The sequence below is a fragment of the Pseudomonas sp. NFPP07 genome, from assembly GCF_900115645.1.
Lineage (GTDB): Bacteria > Pseudomonadota > Gammaproteobacteria > Pseudomonadales > Pseudomonadaceae > Aquipseudomonas > Aquipseudomonas chlororaphis.
Window position 1 is genome coordinate 356,117 of record NZ_FOXG01000005.1, and the last position, 16,142, is coordinate 372,258.

General features: G+C 65.5%; 11 protein-coding genes. 2 read left to right on the top strand and 9 right to left on the bottom strand.

Translation table 11 applies throughout. The features are described 5' to 3' along the window. Nucleotides 1–182: 182 nt before the first annotated feature. The 9 genes from BM019_RS15150 to BM019_RS15190 form a co-directional block, all read right to left on the bottom strand. The gene (locus tag BM019_RS15150) at nt 183–800 is read right to left on the bottom strand and encodes a transglycosylase SLT domain-containing protein (RefSeq protein WP_092418757.1); all 618 of its coding nucleotides are present in this window, start codon (nt 798–800) and stop codon (nt 183–185) included. Nucleotides 801–862: 62 nt separating this feature from the next. Beyond that, on the bottom strand, nt 863–1,801 hold the full coding sequence (locus BM019_RS15155; protein WP_092418758.1) for a carbohydrate kinase family protein: 939 nt from the start codon (nt 1,799–1,801) through the stop codon (nt 863–865). A gap of 2 nt (nt 1,802–1,803) precedes the next feature. Continuing rightward, complete coding sequence (gene xylB / locus BM019_RS15160; protein ID WP_092418759.1) at nt 1,804–3,312, bottom strand: xylulokinase; 1,509 nt, start codon at nt 3,310–3,312, stop codon at nt 1,804–1,806. 593 nt (nt 3,313–3,905) lie between these two features. After that, nucleotides 3,906–5,387 carry a mannitol dehydrogenase family protein gene (locus BM019_RS15165; RefSeq protein ID WP_092418760.1) on the bottom strand — a complete coding sequence of 494 codons (1,482 nt, stop codon included), beginning with the start codon at nt 5,385–5,387 and terminating at the stop codon, nt 3,906–3,908. Between the two features lie 14 nt (nt 5,388–5,401). Then, a complete protein-coding gene (ugpC, locus tag BM019_RS15170; protein ID WP_092418761.1) occupies nt 5,402–6,505 on the bottom strand; it encodes an ABC transporter ATP-binding protein in 1,104 nt (367 codons plus the stop codon). Nucleotides 6,506–6,685: 180 nt separating this feature from the next. Next, nucleotides 6,686–7,516 carry a carbohydrate ABC transporter permease gene (locus BM019_RS15175; RefSeq protein WP_009043804.1) on the bottom strand — a complete coding sequence of 277 codons (831 nt, stop codon included), beginning with the start codon at nt 7,514–7,516 and terminating at the stop codon, nt 6,686–6,688. 10 nt (nt 7,517–7,526) lie between these two features. Next, nucleotides 7,527–8,420 (bottom strand): carbohydrate ABC transporter permease, encoded by an 894-nt coding sequence (locus tag BM019_RS15180; RefSeq protein ID WP_225970785.1) that lies wholly within the window; start codon nt 8,418–8,420, stop codon nt 7,527–7,529. Between the two features lie 189 nt (nt 8,421–8,609). After that, nucleotides 8,610–9,920, bottom strand: a complete 1,311-nt coding sequence (locus BM019_RS15185) for an ABC transporter substrate-binding protein (RefSeq protein ID WP_092418762.1) — start codon at nt 9,918–9,920, stop codon at nt 8,610–8,612. 337 nt (nt 9,921–10,257) lie between these two features. Then, nucleotides 10,258–12,465: a TonB-dependent receptor gene (locus BM019_RS15190; protein WP_092418763.1), complete on the bottom strand. Its 2,208-nt coding sequence runs from the start codon at nt 12,463–12,465 to the stop codon at nt 10,258–10,260. Nucleotides 12,466–12,703: 238 nt separating this feature from the next. On the opposite strand from BM019_RS15190, the gene BM019_RS15195 reads away from it, so the two are divergent. Together BM019_RS15195 and BM019_RS15200 are read left to right on the top strand one after the other, a co-directional pair. After that, complete coding sequence (locus BM019_RS15195) at nt 12,704–13,720, top strand: AraC family transcriptional regulator (protein WP_092418764.1); 1,017 nt, start codon at nt 12,704–12,706, stop codon at nt 13,718–13,720. A 745-nt stretch (nt 13,721–14,465) separates the two neighbouring features. After that, nucleotides 14,466–16,130, top strand: coding sequence for an AMP-binding protein (locus BM019_RS15200; RefSeq protein WP_085530892.1), 1,665 nt, complete (start codon nt 14,466–14,468; stop codon nt 16,128–16,130). Nucleotides 16,131–16,142: the final 12 nt, after the last annotated feature.

Genomic DNA, 16,142 nt, shown 5'->3' on the forward strand with positions numbered 1-16,142 from the left:
TGTGTAGCCGCTGCCGAGCCTGCGAGGCTGCGATCGACTACGCAGTAGTCGCGATCTGCACGCGGCCACTTCAGATAGATCGCGTTGCTGGGTTTTGCGGCTGCCTTGTAGCCGGTCGCAGCCTCGCGGGGCTCGGCAGCGGCTACAGAGAATGCGGACGCGGGGAGACCCGTGTCAGGCGGTTACAGCCAGTGCCAGAAGCGGCTCCAGAAGCCGCGGTCCAGCTCTTCCCGGCAACTGGCGTATTGCTGGCCGTACAGGCTGGAGCGGCTTTGCACTTTCATCGCCACGGTCTGCAGCCAGGGCTTGGCCGTATAGGTCTGCCGACGGTAGCCGCCCCAGCCTTCGTGATAGTTCAGGTACTGGCGGTAGGCGTCCTGCTTGGTCACACCGTTGACCCGCGTGGTCTGGTCCATGTACCAGCCGATAAAGTCGGTAGCGTCGGCGAAGTTGGTGCGGCTGGCCCAGTAGTTGTCGCCCTTGCGCTGGTAGTCGCCCCAGACTTCGTCCTTGGCCTGCGGGTAGCCGGCCGCCGTGCTCACCCGACCCCAGGGAATCACCCACAGCAGGTATTTGCGTGGCGGCAAGGCGTCCTGCTTGAAGCTCGATTCCTGGTAGATGATCGACAGCGGCACCTGGATCGGCACCCCCCATTTCTCTTCGGTGGCCTTGGCGGCTTTGTACCAGTCGCTTTTCTCGCGAAAGATCTCGCAGATGTCGTTGGGGTTGGCCGGCGGCGAGGTCGCGCAGCCGGTCAGGATGAGGGGGAGTGCTACGGCGGCACAGGCAAAGCGGGTCAAAGGCAAGGCTCTATTCGGGTCGATGGGGGCGCCAATGTGGTACGAATGCGGCGCCCCTGCGATCAGTTCAGTTGGTGGCGATAGGGCAGGTCCGGTCCGGTCTTGCCACAGGTCAGCGCCGCGGCGCGGATGGCGAACCTGAGCATCTGGTCGATCTGGTCCCGGCTCAAGCCCGCCACACCCTCCAACGAATCCAGCTGCCGTTCGGTCAGCCAGGCAATCAAGGCGGCCTGGAAGGTATCTCCGGCGCCCACGGTGTCGGCCATCTTAATCGGCATGGCCGGCGCCGACCAGCGGCCATGCACCCGGCTGAACACCGTCGCGCCCTCTGCGCCGCGGGTCAGGAACACCAGCTGGCAGTGATGCTGCAGCCAGCCTTCGATCACGTGCTGTGGATCCTGGTCGGGGTAGAGCAGGTGCAAGTCCTCGTCGCTGACCTTGATCAGGTCGGCCAGCCGGACCAGGGTGTCGATGCGCTGGCGCCACAGCTGGATGTCCGGAGCCGGGTTGAGGCGCACGTTGGGGTCGAGGCTGATCAGGCGCTGCCCGCGCTCGCGACGCACCAGCGCCAGCAGGGTGTCGCCGATCGGCTGCACCACCAGGGAAAACGAACCGATGTGCAGACCGCGCACCTGGCTGTCGAGCGGCGGCAGGTCGCTGAGCTGCAACTGGCGGTCGGCGCAGCCTTCGCCACGGAAGCTGTATCGCGGCGAGCCGTCGGCGCCCACCGCGACCATCGCCAGGGTGGTCGGCGCCTCGAGGTGCAGCAGGTAGTCCTCGCCCACGCCTTCGTCGCACAGCACCTGCAACAGGCGCCGGCCGAGGTAATCGGTGGACAGCCCGGCGAACAGCGCCGCGTCCACGCTCAGGCGGCGCAAACCGACCGCGACATTGAAAGGCGAACCGCCGGCGATGGCCTGGAAGTTGACCCGCGACGCCCGACCGCTGGCATCGTCTTCGCTGAAAAAATCGAACAGTGCTTCACCACAGACCAGATACATAGTCATTCGCTCTTCAAAAGGGTTGTCACATGCTGTTGGTAACGTTCATAGGCCTGCTGATAGGCCGCGACATTGGCCGCTATCGGCAAGGTCTCGCTGCTTGTATCGAACCTCACGCAGCGCTGGCACAACTGCGCCAGGCTCTGCGGCCGGTCGCTGCTGCGGGAATAGCACCAGGCCGCCTGGATCGCCGCGCCCAGGGCTGCCGCTTCGCTTTGCTCGGTGCAGACCACCGGGGTGTGCATGATATCGGCGACCATCTGCCGCCACAGCGGGCTTTTCGAACCGCCGCCGATCAGGCGGATGCCCTGGCTTTGCAGGCCGTTGTGGCGCAGCAGGTCCAGGCCGTAGCGCAGGCCGAAGGTGGTGCCCTCGACCACCGCGCGGCACAGGTTGGCCCGGGTCAGGTTGTCGGCGGTCAGCCCCAGCAGGCTGCCGCTGGCATGGGGCAGGGCGGGGACCCGCTCGCCGTTGAGGAACGGCAGCATGCACACGCCCTCGGCACCGATCGGCGCCTGCGCCACCAGTCGGTTGAAGGCATCGATATCCAGCTCGAACAGTTCGCGCACCGCGCCGGTGGCATTGGTCAGGTTCATGGTGCAGATCAGCGGCAGCCAGCCGCCGCTGGAGGAGCAGAAGGTCGCCACCGCGGCGTCCGCGCTGACCCGCGGTTGCTCGGCATAGGCGTACAGGGTGCCGGAGGAACCCAGGCTCATGGTGATCGCCCCGGGCTGGATATTGCCGGTGCCGATGGCCCCGAGCATGTTGTCGCCGCCACCGCTGGACACCAGCGCCCGCGGGTTGAGGCCCAGGTGCCGGGCGAGCTCCGGCAGCAGCGTGCCCACCGGCTGGTCGGCTTCGAGCAGTTCCGGCAAGGCGGCTTCCAGGCGGCCGTCGGGATCGATGTGCCTGAGCAGTTCCAGGTCCCAGTGGCGGCTGCGCACGTTGAAATAGCCGGTGCCCGAGGCATCGCCGTATTCGCTGCAGCAGCGGCCGGTCAGCCAGTAATTCAGGTAGTCGTGGGGCAGCAGGACATGGGCGATGCGCTGGAAGATCTGCGGATGCTGTTCCCGGGTCCACAGCAGTTTCGACACCGTGTAGCCGGGGGCAATCGCCACGCCGAGGCGCTCCAGGGAGCCCTGTTCGCCGCCCAGGTAATCCAGCAGGCGCTGGTTTTGCGGGGTGGATTCGGTGTCGCACCAGAGCTTGGCCGGGCGCAGCACCTGGCCCTGCTGGTCGAGCAGGACCAGGCCGTGCTGCTGGCCGGAGACGCCGAGGCCGAGGATGTCCAGGCCGCTGACCCCCGCCGTCAATAACGCACGGCGGGTGGCCAGGGTGAACGCCTCGCGCCATTGCTCGACGTCCTGTTCACGGCGGCCGTTGGCGCCGCTGATCAGGCTGTGGGGCGCCGCGCCCAGGCCCAGTACTTCACCGCTGGCGGCGTCGAGGACGATGGCCTTGGTGCCCTGGGTGCCGCAGTCGATGCCGAGGAAAAGCTGTTGCGTCGTCATGGATGAACCTGCACAAAATTAATCAAACCCACTGTAGCCGCTGCCGAGCCTGCGAGGCTGCGACCGGTTGCAGCGCAACCGCAAAACCTGCGTCCGCGATTTGCCTGGAGAAACGCGTTGGCAGGATTTGCGTCGGCTACGCCGCCGATCGCAGCCTTCGGCGGCGGCTACAGGTGCGACGACGGTGTAGCCGCTGCCGAGCTCGCGAGGCTGCGATCGATTGCGTAGCAATCGCAAAACCTGAATCCGCGGTCTGCCTGGAGAAACGCGTTGGCAGGATTTACGTCTGCTACGCCGCCGATCGCAGCCTTCGGCAGCGGCTACAGGTGCGACGGCGGTGTAGCCGCTGCCGAGCCTGCGAGGCTGCGATCGATTGCGTAGCAATCGCAAAACCTGGATGCGCGGTCTGCCTGGAGAAACGCGTTGGCAGGATTTGCGTCGGCTACGCCGCCGATCGCAGCCTTCGGCAGCGGCTACAGGTGCGACAGCGGTGTAGCCGCTGCCGAGCTCGCGAGGCTGCGACCGATTGTGTAGCAATCGCAAAACCTGAGTCTGCGGTCTGTCTGGAGAAGCGCGTCGGCTACAGGCAAGCATCAGCGGTCCCGGGCCAACACCCGCTCCAGGGTGCGGGTCACGCCGTCGTCGCGCAGGCTGCTGTAGCAGCGTTCGAAGGCTTCGACAAAGGCGGGCGAGTTGGGGATGGCGCTGCCGAAGATCTCCTCGACCGCCAGCAGCCGTTGACTGATCAGCGCGTCGTCCGCCACCAGCGCCTGGCAGAACGCGGCGCGCGGGTCGGGAATGCGGTAGGTGTCGCCGTTTTCGTCCACGCCCTTGAGGTACCGGGCCCAGGCGGCGACCACCAGCGCGGCGCGCTCGGTGTCGCGGCCATCGGCGATCAGGCGATTGAGGGTCGGCACGCTGAACTTGGGCAGCTTCGACGAGCCGTCGGAGCAGACCCGCTCCAGCTGGTCGGCAATCGCCCGGTTGGAGAAACGCGCCACCAGGGTGTCCTTGTAGTCGTCCAGGTCGATGCCCGGCACCGGCGCCAGTTGTGGGGTCACGTCCAGGTCCATGTAGGCGCGCATGTACGCCACGAACAGCGGGTCGGCCATGGTCTCGTGGACAAAGCGATAACCCTTGAGGAACCCCAGGTAGGTCAGGGCCAGGTGGCTGCCGTTGAGCAGCTTGATCTTCATCTCCTCATAGGGCGTGACGTCGTCGGTGAATTGCACGCCGACCTTTTCCCAGGCCGGCCGGCCGCTGACGAACTTGTCTTCCAGCACCCATTGCGCAAAGGGCTCGCAGACCACCGGCCAGGCGTCGTCGATGCCGTGCTGGTCGTGCAGTTGCAGGCGGTGGGCGGTGCTGGTCATCGGTGTGATGCGGTCGACCATGGCATTGGGGAAGCTGACGTGGGTGGCGATCCAGTCGCGCAGCTCGGCGTCGCGCTGCCCGGCGAAGGCCAGCAGCGCCTTGCGGGTCACCGCGCCGTTGTGCGGCAGGTTATCGCAGGACATCAGGGTAAAGGCCGGGACCCCGGCCGCCCGGCGCTGGGCCAGGGCCGCGCAGAGAAAGCCGAACACGGTCTGCGGCTGCTGCGGGTGGGCCAGGTCGTGCTGGATCTGCGGCAGGTGGGCCATGAACTCACCGCTGCTGTCGTCGATGCAGTAGCCACCCTCGGTGATGGTCAGCGAGACGATGCGGATCTGCGGGTCGGCCAGTTTGTCGATCAGCGCCCGGGCGCCGTCCTCGGCCAGCAGCATCTCGCTAATGGCGCCGATCACCCGGACTTCGGCGGCGTCGCTGTCGCCCAGCTCGAACAGGGTGAACAGGTAGTCCTGGCCGGCCAGGTCGTCGCGGGCGCGGCGGTCCTCGGCGCGCAGGCCGACCCCGCAGATGCTCCAGTCCAGGCCTTCGCCGGTGTTCATCAGGGCATCGGTGTAGTAGGCCTGGTGCGCCCGGTGGAAACCACCGACGCCGATATGCACCATGCCTTGCCGGGTCTCGGCCAGGTCGTAGGCGGGCAGGCGAACTTCAGGGGCCAGGCGGTGGAGGTTGTGTCGGTTCAGTTTCATCGTTCGGTTCTCGTTCAGGCGGCGGCGCGCAGCGGCCTGGCCACGGCCACGCCGTCGGCATCGAAGAGGTGGCAGTGTTCGGCGTCCAGGTTCAGGCTCAGCTGCTGGCCATAGGCGCTGGCCAGGTCGCCGCGGATGCGCAGGGTCAGGGCTTCGCCGGAGGCGGTGACGACGTGGCAGAAGGTGTCGCTGCCCAGGCGTTCGCTGACGTCGGCGGTGACCTGCAGGGTGCAGTCGCCGGGCCGGGCCAGCTCCAGGTGCTCGGGACGAATGCCCAGGGTCACCGGGCTGTCGACGCTCAAGTGGGCACCGCTCTGCGGCAGCTGGATGCGGGTGCCGGCCTCCAGCAGCACCTCGCAGCCCTGGCCATCGACCCGGCTCAGCCGGCCCTTGAGAAAGCCCATCTTCGGCGTGCCGAGGAAGCCGGCGACAAACAGGTTGGCCGGGCTGTGGTACAGCTCCAGCGGCGAGCCCACCTGTTCCACGCGCCCGCCATTGAGCACCACCACCTTGTCGGCCAGGGTCATGGCTTCGACCTGGTCGTGGGTCACGTAGATCATGGTCGCCTGCAGCTCTTTATGCAGGCGCGCCAGCTCCAGGCGCATCTGCACCCGCAGCGCCGCGTCGAGGTTGGACAGCGGCTCGTCGAACAGGAAGATCTTCGGGTTGCGCACAATCGCCCGGCCGATGGCCACGCGCTGGCGCTGGCCGCCGGACAGCTGCTTGGGCTTGCGCTCGAGCATCGGCCCCAGTTCGAGGATGCGCGCCGCTTCGGCGACCTTCTGTTGCACCTCGGCTTTCGGCACGCCGGCCAGGTCCAGGGCAAAGGACATGTTCTTGCGCACGCTCATGTGCGGGTACAGGGCGTAGGTCTGGAACACCATGGCCAGGTCGCGCTTGGCCGGGCTGACCTCGGTGATGTCGCGGCCATCGAGTTCGATGGTGCCGCCGCTGACTTCCTCCAGCCCGGCGATCAGCCGCAGCAGGGTGGATTTGCCGCAGCCCGAGGGGCCGACGAAGACCACGAACTCCTTGTCGCGCACCTCCAGGTCGATGCCCTTGATGATGGAAAAACCTTCGAAGCCTTTTTGCAGGTTGTTGATTTTCAGGTTGGCCATGACGGGCCTCCATGTTTCTGAATGTCGGTGTAGCCGCTGCCGCAGGCTGCGATAGGCACCGCAGGGGCCTCGGCGTCTGTGCGATCGCTGGCGAGCCTGCGGCTCGATCGCAGCCTTCGGCAGCGGCTACAGGGTTTTGATCAAGGTTTGGAGCAGCGTTGATCAAGGGTGGAGTTCGGTTTATTTCACGGCGCCAAAGGACAGGCCGCGCACCAGTTGTTTCTGGCTGATCCAGCCGAAGATCAGGATCGGCGCGCAGGCCAGGGTCGAGACCGCCGAGAGCTTGGCCCAGAACAGCCCTTCGGGGCTGGAGTAGGAGGCGATCAGCGCGGTCAGCGGCGCGGCGTTGGACGAGGTCAGGTTCAGCGACCAGAACGCCTCGTTCCAGCACAGGATCAGCGACAGCAGCACGGTGGAAGCCAGCCCGCCCTTGGCGATCGGCAGCAGCACCCGGAGCATTTCCTGGCCCAGGGTCGCGCCGTCCAGCCGCGCGGCCTCGAGGATGTCCCGGGGGATGTCCTTGAAGTAGGTGTAAATCATCCAGACCACGATCGGCAGGTTGATCAGGGTGTAGATCGCGATCAGCGCGATGCGCGTGTCCAGCAGACCAAAGCTCTTGGCCAGCAGGTAGATCGGCATCAGCACGCCCACCGGCGGCAGCATCTTGGTCGACAGCATCCACAGCAGGGTGCGCTTGGTATTGCGGGTCTCGTAAAAGGCCATGGAGTAGGCCGCCGGCACCGCGATCAGCAGGCACAGGGCGGTGGCGCTGAAGGAGATCACCACCGAGTTCCAGGCGAAGGCGAAGTAGTTGCTGCGCTCGTTGATGTGCAGGTAATTCTCCAGCGTCGGCGTGAAGATGAACTGCGGCGGCGTGGCAAAGGCGTCGATTTCGCTCTTGAAGCTGGTCAGCAGCATCCAGAAGATCGGGAAGAAGATCAGGATGGCGATGGCCCAGGCCAGGGTGCCGAGCAGCAGGCTTTGCAGGCGGCGGGATTGTTGCAGGGTCATGGCGCGCACCTCAGGGCTTGTCAGTCAGGTTTTTGCCGAGCATCCGTACCAGGACGATCGCGGCGATATTGGCGATGACCACGGCGATCAGGCCGCCGGCCGAGGCCATGCCGACGTCGAACTGCACCAGCGCCTGGTTGTAGATCAGGTAGGCGAGGTTGGTCGAGGCGTAGCCCGGGCCACCGTTGGTGGTGGTGAAGATTTCGGCGAACACCGAGAGCAGGAAGATGGTCTCGATCATCACCACCACTGCGATGGGCCGCGCCAGGTGCGGCAGGGTCAGGTGCCAGAAGATCGCGATGGCCCCGGCGCCATCCAGGCGCGCGGCTTCCTTCTGTTCCTGGTCCAGCGACTGCATGGCGGTCATCAGGATCAGGATCGCGAACGGCAGCCACTGCCACGAGACAATGATGATGATCGACAGCAGCGGGTAGTGGGCCAGCCAGTCCACCGGCTGGGCGCCGAACAGCTTCCACACCGCGGCGAGAATCCCCGACACCGGGTGGAAGATCAGGTTCTTCCAGATCAGCGCGCCCACCGTGGGCATGATGAAGAACGGCGAGATCAGCAGCACCCGGACAATGCCGCGGCCGAGGAACTCGCTGGCTTCCAGCAGGGCACTGATCAGCACCCCGAACACCACGCTGATCAGCAGCACGCTGCCCACCAGCAACAGGGTGTTGGCGGCCCCGGGCAGGAAGCCCGAATCGGTGAGGAAGTAGCTGAAGTTCTCCAGGCCGACGAACTGGTTCTCGCCGGGGTACAGCAGGTTGTAGCGGATCAGCGAGAAGTACAGGGTCATGCCCAGGGGCACGATCATCCACAGCAGCAACAGCGCCACCGAGGGGCTGACCAGGAACCAGCCGGGGTTGGGCAGGCGGCGCTTGCGCGCGGCCTGGGGCATTTGCAGATGAGCATTGGCAGTCGAGGTATTCATGGCGATCACAACCGTTCAGGTGCGCGTAACGCGATTCCCTGTAGGAGCGAGCTTGCTCGCGATGGTCGTCAACGATAACGCGCCCAACCTGGGTGAATGCGGTGTCTTGACGTTCTTCGCGAGCAAGCTCGCTCCTACAGGTACAGGGATGGGGGATTACTTGGGGTAGCCGGCGCGTTTCATTTCGCGTTCGGTGGTCTGCTGCGCGGCGGCCAGGGCCTGGTCGACCGTGGTCTGGCCGATCAGCGCGGCGGAGAACAGCTTGCCGACCTGGGTGCCGATGGCCTGGAACTCGGGAATGGTCACCAGCTGGATACCGATGTAGGGCACCGGCTTGAGGGTCGGCCTGGTCGGGTCGGCGACTTTCAGCGATTCCAGGGTCACCCTGGCGAACGGCGCGGCCTGCATATAGGCCTCGCTGTAGGTGGAGGCGCGGGTGCCTGGCGGCACGTTGGCGATGCCGTCTTTCGCGGCGACCAGGGCCCCGTATTCCTTGGAGGTGGCCCAGGTGGCGAAGGTTCGCGCGGCGTCCTTGGCCTTGGAGCTGGTGGGAATCGCCAGCGCCCAGGAGTACATCCAGGCGCTGCCCTTGTCGGTCACCTGCTGCGGCGCGTAGGTAAAGCCGACGTGTTCGCTGACCTTGCTCTGCGACTTGTCGGTGACGAAGGAGCCGGCGACGCTGGCGTCGATCCAGATCGCGCACTTGCCGCTGTTGAACAGCGCCAGGTTCTCGTTGAAACCGTTGCTGGAGGCGCCGGGCGGGCCGGCCTTTTTCATGGTGTCGACGTAGAAGGCCAGGGCGTTTTTCCATTCCGGCCCGGTGAATTCCGGCTGCCACTGCTCATTGAACCAGCGCGCGCCGAAACCGTTGGCCAGGGTGGTGATCAGGGCCATGTTCTCGCCCCAGCCGGCCTTGCCGCGCAGGCAGATGCCGTACTGTTCCTGCTCGGGTTTGTTGAGCTTGCCGGCGAACTCGCCGATCTGCTCCCAGGTCGGGTGTTCGGGCATGACCAGGCCGGCGTCCTTGAACAGGTCGGTGCGGTAGTAGGTCATCGAGCTTTCGGCGTAGAACGGCAGGGCGTACAGCGTGCCCTTGGCCGACAGGCCTTCGCGGACCGAGGGGAAGATGTCCTGCAGGTCATAGGCGGCGGGCAGGTCCTGCATCGGTTGCAGCCAGCCCTTGGCGCCCCACAGCGCGGCTTCGTACATGCCGATGGTCAGCACGTCGAACTGCCCGCCCTGGGTGGCGATGTCGGTGGTCAGGCGCTGGCGCAGCACGTTCTCTTCGAGCACCACCCAGTTCAGCTTGATGTCCGGATGCTCGCTCTCGAAGGCTTTCGAGAGTTTCTGCATGCGAATCATGTCGCTGTTGTTGACGGTGGCGATGGTCACGGTCTGGGCGCCGAGGCTGACGCCGCTTAAGGTCATGCAGGTGGTGACGAGCAGGGCTTTGATGCAGGGTTTCATCGTGCACTCCTCTTCCGGGCCCGGTGGGCGGCAGAAGGACGGTTATTGTTGTTGTGTCTTCCGGATGCTGGGAAGAATGTGGGGCTGATTACAGCCCTCAACGACCGCGCTGACAAATCATCCCTGACACTCGAATCGATACTTTTTTGCACTGCGATGAAAGCCTTCGCCCGGCGCAAGCCGCCATGGACCAAGGATTCGTCCGTTCGGGCCGGGTAAAATCGGGGAGATTGCGTATTGGTTTTTTGCCTGACGGCCTGGGCCGGAGAACGGCGAGAAGGTGCCGATGACAGCGGCGAAGCCCTGGTCGACCGGGGCTTCGCACTGAGGGGAGGGGTCAGAAGGTGTAGGTGGCCGACATAATCGCCGCGCGGGCGTCGCCGTACTCGATGGCCGAGGAGCGTGTCGTCGAGCCGCTCTGCTGGCGCACCCGTTCCACGTAGTCCTTGTCGAACAGGTTGTTGACGTTCAACTGCAGGTCGAGGTTGTGGTTGACCTTGTAGCCGAGCATGGCGTTGTGCACCCAGTAGGCGTCCAGCTTGGCGCGGGTGCTGGAGCTGACGTTGCGCTCGCTGACATAGCGAGTGCCGTAACCCAGGGTCCAGCCGGCCGGCAACTCGTAGGTGGTCCACAGGTTGAGCGAGCGCGGCGGCGTGTTGCCCAGGGCCTGGCCCTTGCGCGCGATGCCCGAGGCGGTGTTCGCCGCGTTGAGGATTTCGCTGTCGAGGAAGGTGTAGTTGGCGAACACATCCCACTGCTCGCTGACATGCCCGGTGACGCCGACTTCCACACCTTGCACCCGCTGCTTGCCGGCCAGTTGGGTCGAACCGTCGGCCATGGTTTCCCGGGCGTTGCTCTTCTCTACGCGAAACAGCGCAGCGTCCAGCTCCAGGCGCTTGTCCAGCAGCTCCCACTTGGTGCCCAGTTCCCAGGTCTCGTTCTTCTCCGGCGCCAGGTCCTGGTTGCCCTTGCTCAAGCCGCCGCCGGTGGAGGCCAGGTTCTCGGCGGAAGGGTTGAAGGAATTGCCCCAGGCGGCATAGATGCGCCCGTTTTCGGTCGGCTTGAACACCAGCCCGGTGCGCGCGCTGGCCTTGTTCGTGTCCGAGGCCAGGCTGTCGTTTTTCACATGGCTGGCCGAGTACTTGTCGACGTCGCCCTTGATCTTGTCGTAGCGCAGGCCGAGGTTGAGGTCCCAGCGCTCGCTCAGGGCGATGGTGTCGAACAGGTAGTACGCCTGGCCCTTGAGGGTGGTCTCGGTGTAGCCGCTGGTGGCCTTGTTGACCGGGCCGTTCCAGCGCCCGGGCGGGCTGCCCAGGGCGTAGCCGTTGCGCGGATACAGGGCTGTGCTCAGGCCGTGGTTGTAGGTCTTCAGGTCGAGGGTTTCCCGGGACAGTTCCAGGCCCGCCACCAGGTCGTGGCGCATGCCGGCGAACTCGAAGTCGCCGATCAGGTTGGTCTGGTTGATCCACATCTCGGTGGTGGCGTCGCGTCCGTAGGCCTGGGGCCCGGCCGGGCGGTAGCGACCCGCCGGCACGCCGCTGGTGTTGACATGGGACGCCGAGACCACGGTGTCGCGCGCGGTGCGGCTGTAGCGCGTGAGGTTCTGCAGGCGCAACTGGTCGTTGACGTCATGCTCGAAGTCGGCGGTGAAGGCGTTCTGGTCGATCTCTTCCTTGTCGAGGTTCTTCCAGCCGAAATAGGCATCGCGCTTGACCCCGGCCAGCTTCTTGCCGTCCAGCGCCGGCACGCCATAGTCCGGCAGGTTGTCGTCGCTCTGGTGGAAGGCGCTGAGGGTCAGCCGGGTGGCGTCGCTGAAGCCCAGGCGCAACGAGGGCGCGATACCCCAGCGCTCGCGGTCGATTTTCTCGCGGCCGGGCACATCGTTCTGATGGCCCATCAGATTGATCCGCACCGCGCTGTCCTGGCCGACGCCTTCCAGCGGCTGATTGCTGTCCAGTGTCAGGCGGTAGTAATTGTCGGTGCCGAGGCTGCCGCCGAGGCGGGTGAAGGCCTGGTTCTTCGGTTGCTTGCTGACCACGTTGATGCTGCCGCCGGTGGTGCCGGCGCCGCCGAACACCGAGTTGGGGCCCTTGATGACCTCCACCTGCTCGACGTTGAAGGTGTCGGAACGGTTGGTCTGCGCGCTGTCGCGCAGGCCGTCGATCTGCATGTTGCTGTTGGCCGAGAAGCCGCGGATGTTGATGCTGTCCCCCGAGCCGCCACCGCCTTCGCCGGCATTGAAGGTGATGCCGGACACGTTCGACAGCACCTGGCGCAGGCTCAGCGCCTGCTGTTCCTGGATCAGCTTGGGTGGCACCACGGTGATGGTCTGCGGGGTGTCCAGCAGCGGCGCCACGTACTTGGCGGAGGCCGAGCGTTCGGTGCGGGAACCGGGTTGCTCGGCTTCGACCTTGATGTTGTCCAGTTGCAGGGATTTCTGCCGTTCGCCGGCTTCGGCCGCGCCGGTGCAGGAGGCCAGGGCAAGGCCCAGGGTAGAGGCCAGCAGGCGATGGGGTGGCAAGGCAGATGGGGCTTTTGTTTGCATAAGAAACGCTCTCTTTTTGGTGAGAGTGAATCCTATTTGAGATTGATTGCTAAGAACGGTTGCGAGGGGGCTATTGCGGCTATCCCGCGAAATTTAGGACGTTTCGCGATGGAACCCAGTAAAAGTCACCACTTGGCATCGGACGTATGCTGCACTTTAGCCAAAAGCGCTCTGGCTTTTTACCGGTCACTGCCTAAGATGACCGGCCATCTCTTCATGCAGGAAACCGTTTAGCGCGATGTCGGAAAAAGACACCATCTCCATGCAACTGGTGCGCGAAGCGCTGCTGCAAAGCTGCGCCCCGGGTGCCGCCAGCGAAGAAGTGCTGCTCAAGGCCGGTATCGACCCGGCCCAGCTGGACGTCAGCGCCGCCCGCGTGCCCGCGCTGGCCTATGCCCGGCTGTGGCGCCTGCTGGCCCGGCGCACGGACGACGAGTTTTTCGGCATGGACCCGCGCAAGCTCAAATCCGGCAGCCTGGCGTTTCTCTGTCGCACCGCCATGGCCCGGCAGAATCTGGCCGCGGGCCTGGAATCCGGGCTGACGTTCCTGTCGCTGATGCTCGAACAACTGCCGGCCCAACTGGTGCGCCAGCAGAGCCTGGCGGAGATCGTCCTGCTGGAGGATGAGCAGGCGCCGCGCCGCGCCTTCACCTACTTCACCTACTGGATGATTGTCCACGGCGTGGCCTGCTGGCTGGCCGGGCGGCGCATCCCGATCCTGGCCATCGAGCTGCGCTGCCCGGAACCGGATTTCTGCGACGACTACCAGGTGATGTTCTCGCAGAACCTGCGCTTCGACCGGCCCCGCACGCGGATGATCATTGCCGCCGACTGCCTGGATCTGCCGATCAAGCGCAGTGACGAGGAGCTCAAGCGCTTCCTGGCCCAGGCGCCGGCCAACATCCTGGTCAAATACCGCGACCCAGAGAGCCTGGCCAGCCGCATCAAGCACGACCTGCGCCAGCTGCCCGCGGCCCAGTGGCCGGAGACCGAGAGCCTGGCCCACAGCCTGTGCATGTCGGCCTCGACCCTGCGCCGCCGCCTGGCGGAAGAAGGGCAGACCTACCAGGGCCTCAAGGACGGGGTGCGCAAGGAGCTGGCGATCGCCTGGCTGGCCGAGCCGCAGATCAGCTTCACGGAAATCGCCAGCCGCCTGGGCTTCGCCGACGCCAGCTCGTTCTACAAGGCCTTTCGCAAATGGTCCGGCTCCAACCCCGGGCACTATCGCAGCCTGATCCTCAACGACCCGACCTGAGCGCCTCCCATCGATGTAGCCGCTGGCGCAGCCTGCGATCAACCGGAACGGTCGCAAAGGCGTGCAGCGCGGTGTCTCTGATGCACCGCGTCAAGGCTGATAGCGAGTCCTGCGGCCTCGATCGCAGCCTGCGGCAGCGGCTACGGGGAACCTGGGTAGCCGCTGCCGAGCAGCGCGAGGCTGCGATCGGCAACGCGGTTGCCGCAAAACCTGAGCTTGCGGTGTGCCAGGCAGAGCGCGTCGCCCGGCTTGCGACCGCTGCGCACCTCGCAGGCTCAGCAGCGGCCACACCGATTCCTGTAGCCGCTGCCGAGCAGCGCGAGGCTGCGATCGGCAACGCAGTTGCCGCAAAACCTGAGCTTGCGGTGTGCCAGGCAGAGCGCGTCGCCCGGCTTGCGACCGCTGCGCAACCTCGCAGGCTCAGCAGCGGCCACACCGATTCCTGTAGCCGCTGCCGAGCAGCGCGAGGCTGCGATCGGCAACGCAGTTGCCGCAAAACCTGAGCTTGCCGTGCGTCAGGCAGAACGCGCTACCCGGCTTGCGACCGCTACACGGTCGAACGCAGCCTCGCAGGCTCGGCAGCGGCTATAGGGGGTTGGTCGCCATGGGATTCTTGGCCAAACCAGTCACGCAACTTGAAAGCTTTGACCATTGTCCCGCCCGGGCCGTGGCGCCAGTATTTGCCCGATGTCTTTGTAGTTCCCATTGGTTCCCATCCTAATAAGAACAGCGAGGGATTCTGGCAATGCGCGATTACCTGTCTGCCACGGCACACTTCAATTATCAGCACACCGTCGACGCGGCCCTGCACGGCTCCTTGTCGGCCCTCAATGCCTGCGTCGAATGCTGTGACCGGCACGCCTTGCCGGGGCGCATCGCGCTGTTCTGGGAGGGCCGCGACGGCAGTAGCGCGACCTATACCTTCAGCGAGTTGCAGGACCAGGCCGCGCGTTTCGCCAACTTCCTGCTGGCCCAGGGCGTGGGCCAGGGCGACAAGGTCGCCGGCCTGCTGCCGCGCAACGTCGAACTGTTGATCGCGGTACTCGCCACTTGGCGCATCGGCGCGGTCTACCAGCCGCTGTTCACCGCCTTCGGCCCCAAGGCCATCGAACACCGCCTGAACAGCTCCGGGGCCAAAGTGGTGGTGACCGACGCGGTCAACCGGCCAAAGCTCAATGAGGTGGCCGACTGCCCGACCATCGTCACGGTCGCGGGCGCCAAGGGCCAGGGCATCGTCCGCGGCGACTTCAGTTTCTGGGCCGAGCTGGGCAATTACCCGGCGCAGTGCGAGCCCGTGCTGCTGACCGGCGAAGACCCGTTCCTGCTGATGTTCACCTCCGGCACCACCGGCCCGTCCAAAGCCCTGTACGTACCGCTCAAGGCCATCGTCGCGTTCCAGAGCTACACCCGCGACGCCGTCGACCTGCGTCCCGAAGACGCGTTCTGGAACGTCGCCGACCCGGGCTGGGCCTACGGCATCTATTTCGGCGTCACCGGCCCGCTGGGCCTGGGCCACCCGATCACCTTCTACGATGGGCCCTTCACCCTGGAAAGCACTTGCCGGGTGATCAACAAATACGGGATCAGCAACCTCACCGGTTCACCGACCGCGTATCGCCTGCTGATCGCCGGCGGCGACGAGTTCGCTCGCTCGATCAAGGGCAAGCTGCGCATCGTCAGCAGCGCCGGCGAGCCGCTGAACCCGGAGGTGATCCGCTGGTTCGCCGACAACCTTGGCGTAGTGATCCACGACCATTACGGCCAGACCGAGCTGGGCATGGTCCTGTGCAACCACCACGGCCTGGAGCACCCGGTGCATGTCGGCGCGGCCGGTTTCGCTTCGCCCGGCCACCGCATCGTGGTGCTCGACGAGCAGCACCAGGAACTGTCGGTGGGCCAGCCGGGGATCCTCGCCATCGACCGCAGCCAATCGCCGATGTGCTGGTTCAACGGCTACCACGGCGTGGTGACCAAGGCCTTCGTCGGCAATTACTACCTCAGCGGCGACACCGTGGAGCTGAACCCGGACGGCAGCATCAGCTTCGTCGGGCGCAGCGACGACGTGATCACCACCTCGGGTTACCGGGTCGGCCCGTTCGACGTCGAGAGCGCGCTGATCGAGCACCCGGCGGTGGTCGAGGCGGCGGTGATCGGTAAGCCCGATCCGGAGCGCACCGAGCTGGTCAAGGCCTTCGTCGTGCTCAGCCCGCAGTACCGCGCCGCGCCGGAGCTGGCAGAAGAACTGCGCCAGCATGTGCGCAAACGCCTGGCCGCGCACTCGTATCCCCGTGAAATCGAATTTGTCAGCGAATTGCCGAAAACCCCAAGCGGCAAGTTGCAGCGCTTCATCCTGCGCAACCAGGAAATCGCCAAGGCTCAAGAGGCCGCGGCGCACAAGGCTTCGGCCTGAATTACCCAGGAA

Excerpts from the sequence above, each read along its gene's own strand:
- BM019_RS15185 (WP_092418762.1), bottom strand. The coding sequence starts at position 9,920 with ATGAAACCCTGCATCAAAGCCCTGCTCGTCACCACCTGCATGACCTTA.
- BM019_RS15165 (WP_092418760.1), bottom strand. The coding sequence starts at position 5,387 with ATGAAACTGAACCGACACAACCTCCACCGCCTGGCCCCTGAAGTTCGC.
- xylB (WP_092418759.1), bottom strand. The coding sequence starts at position 3,312 with ATGACGACGCAACAGCTTTTCCTCGGCATCGACTGCGGCACCCAGGGC.
- BM019_RS15200 (WP_085530892.1), top strand. The coding sequence starts at position 14,466 with ATGCGCGATTACCTGTCTGCCACGGCACACTTCAATTATCAGCACACC.
- BM019_RS15175 (WP_009043804.1), bottom strand. The coding sequence starts at position 7,516 with ATGACCCTGCAACAATCCCGCCGCCTGCAAAGCCTGCTGCTCGGCACC.
- BM019_RS15190 (WP_092418763.1), bottom strand. The coding sequence starts at position 12,465 with ATGCAAACAAAAGCCCCATCTGCCTTGCCACCCCATCGCCTGCTGGCC.
- ugpC (WP_092418761.1), bottom strand. The coding sequence starts at position 6,505 with ATGGCCAACCTGAAAATCAACAACCTGCAAAAAGGCTTCGAAGGTTTT.
- BM019_RS15180 (WP_225970785.1), bottom strand. The coding sequence starts at position 8,420 with ATGCCCCAGGCCGCGCGCAAGCGCCGCCTGCCCAACCCCGGCTGGTTC.
- BM019_RS15195 (WP_092418764.1), top strand. The coding sequence starts at position 12,704 with ATGTCGGAAAAAGACACCATCTCCATGCAACTGGTGCGCGAAGCGCTG.
- BM019_RS15155 (WP_092418758.1), bottom strand. The coding sequence starts at position 1,801 with ATGTATCTGGTCTGTGGTGAAGCACTGTTCGATTTTTTCAGCGAAGAC.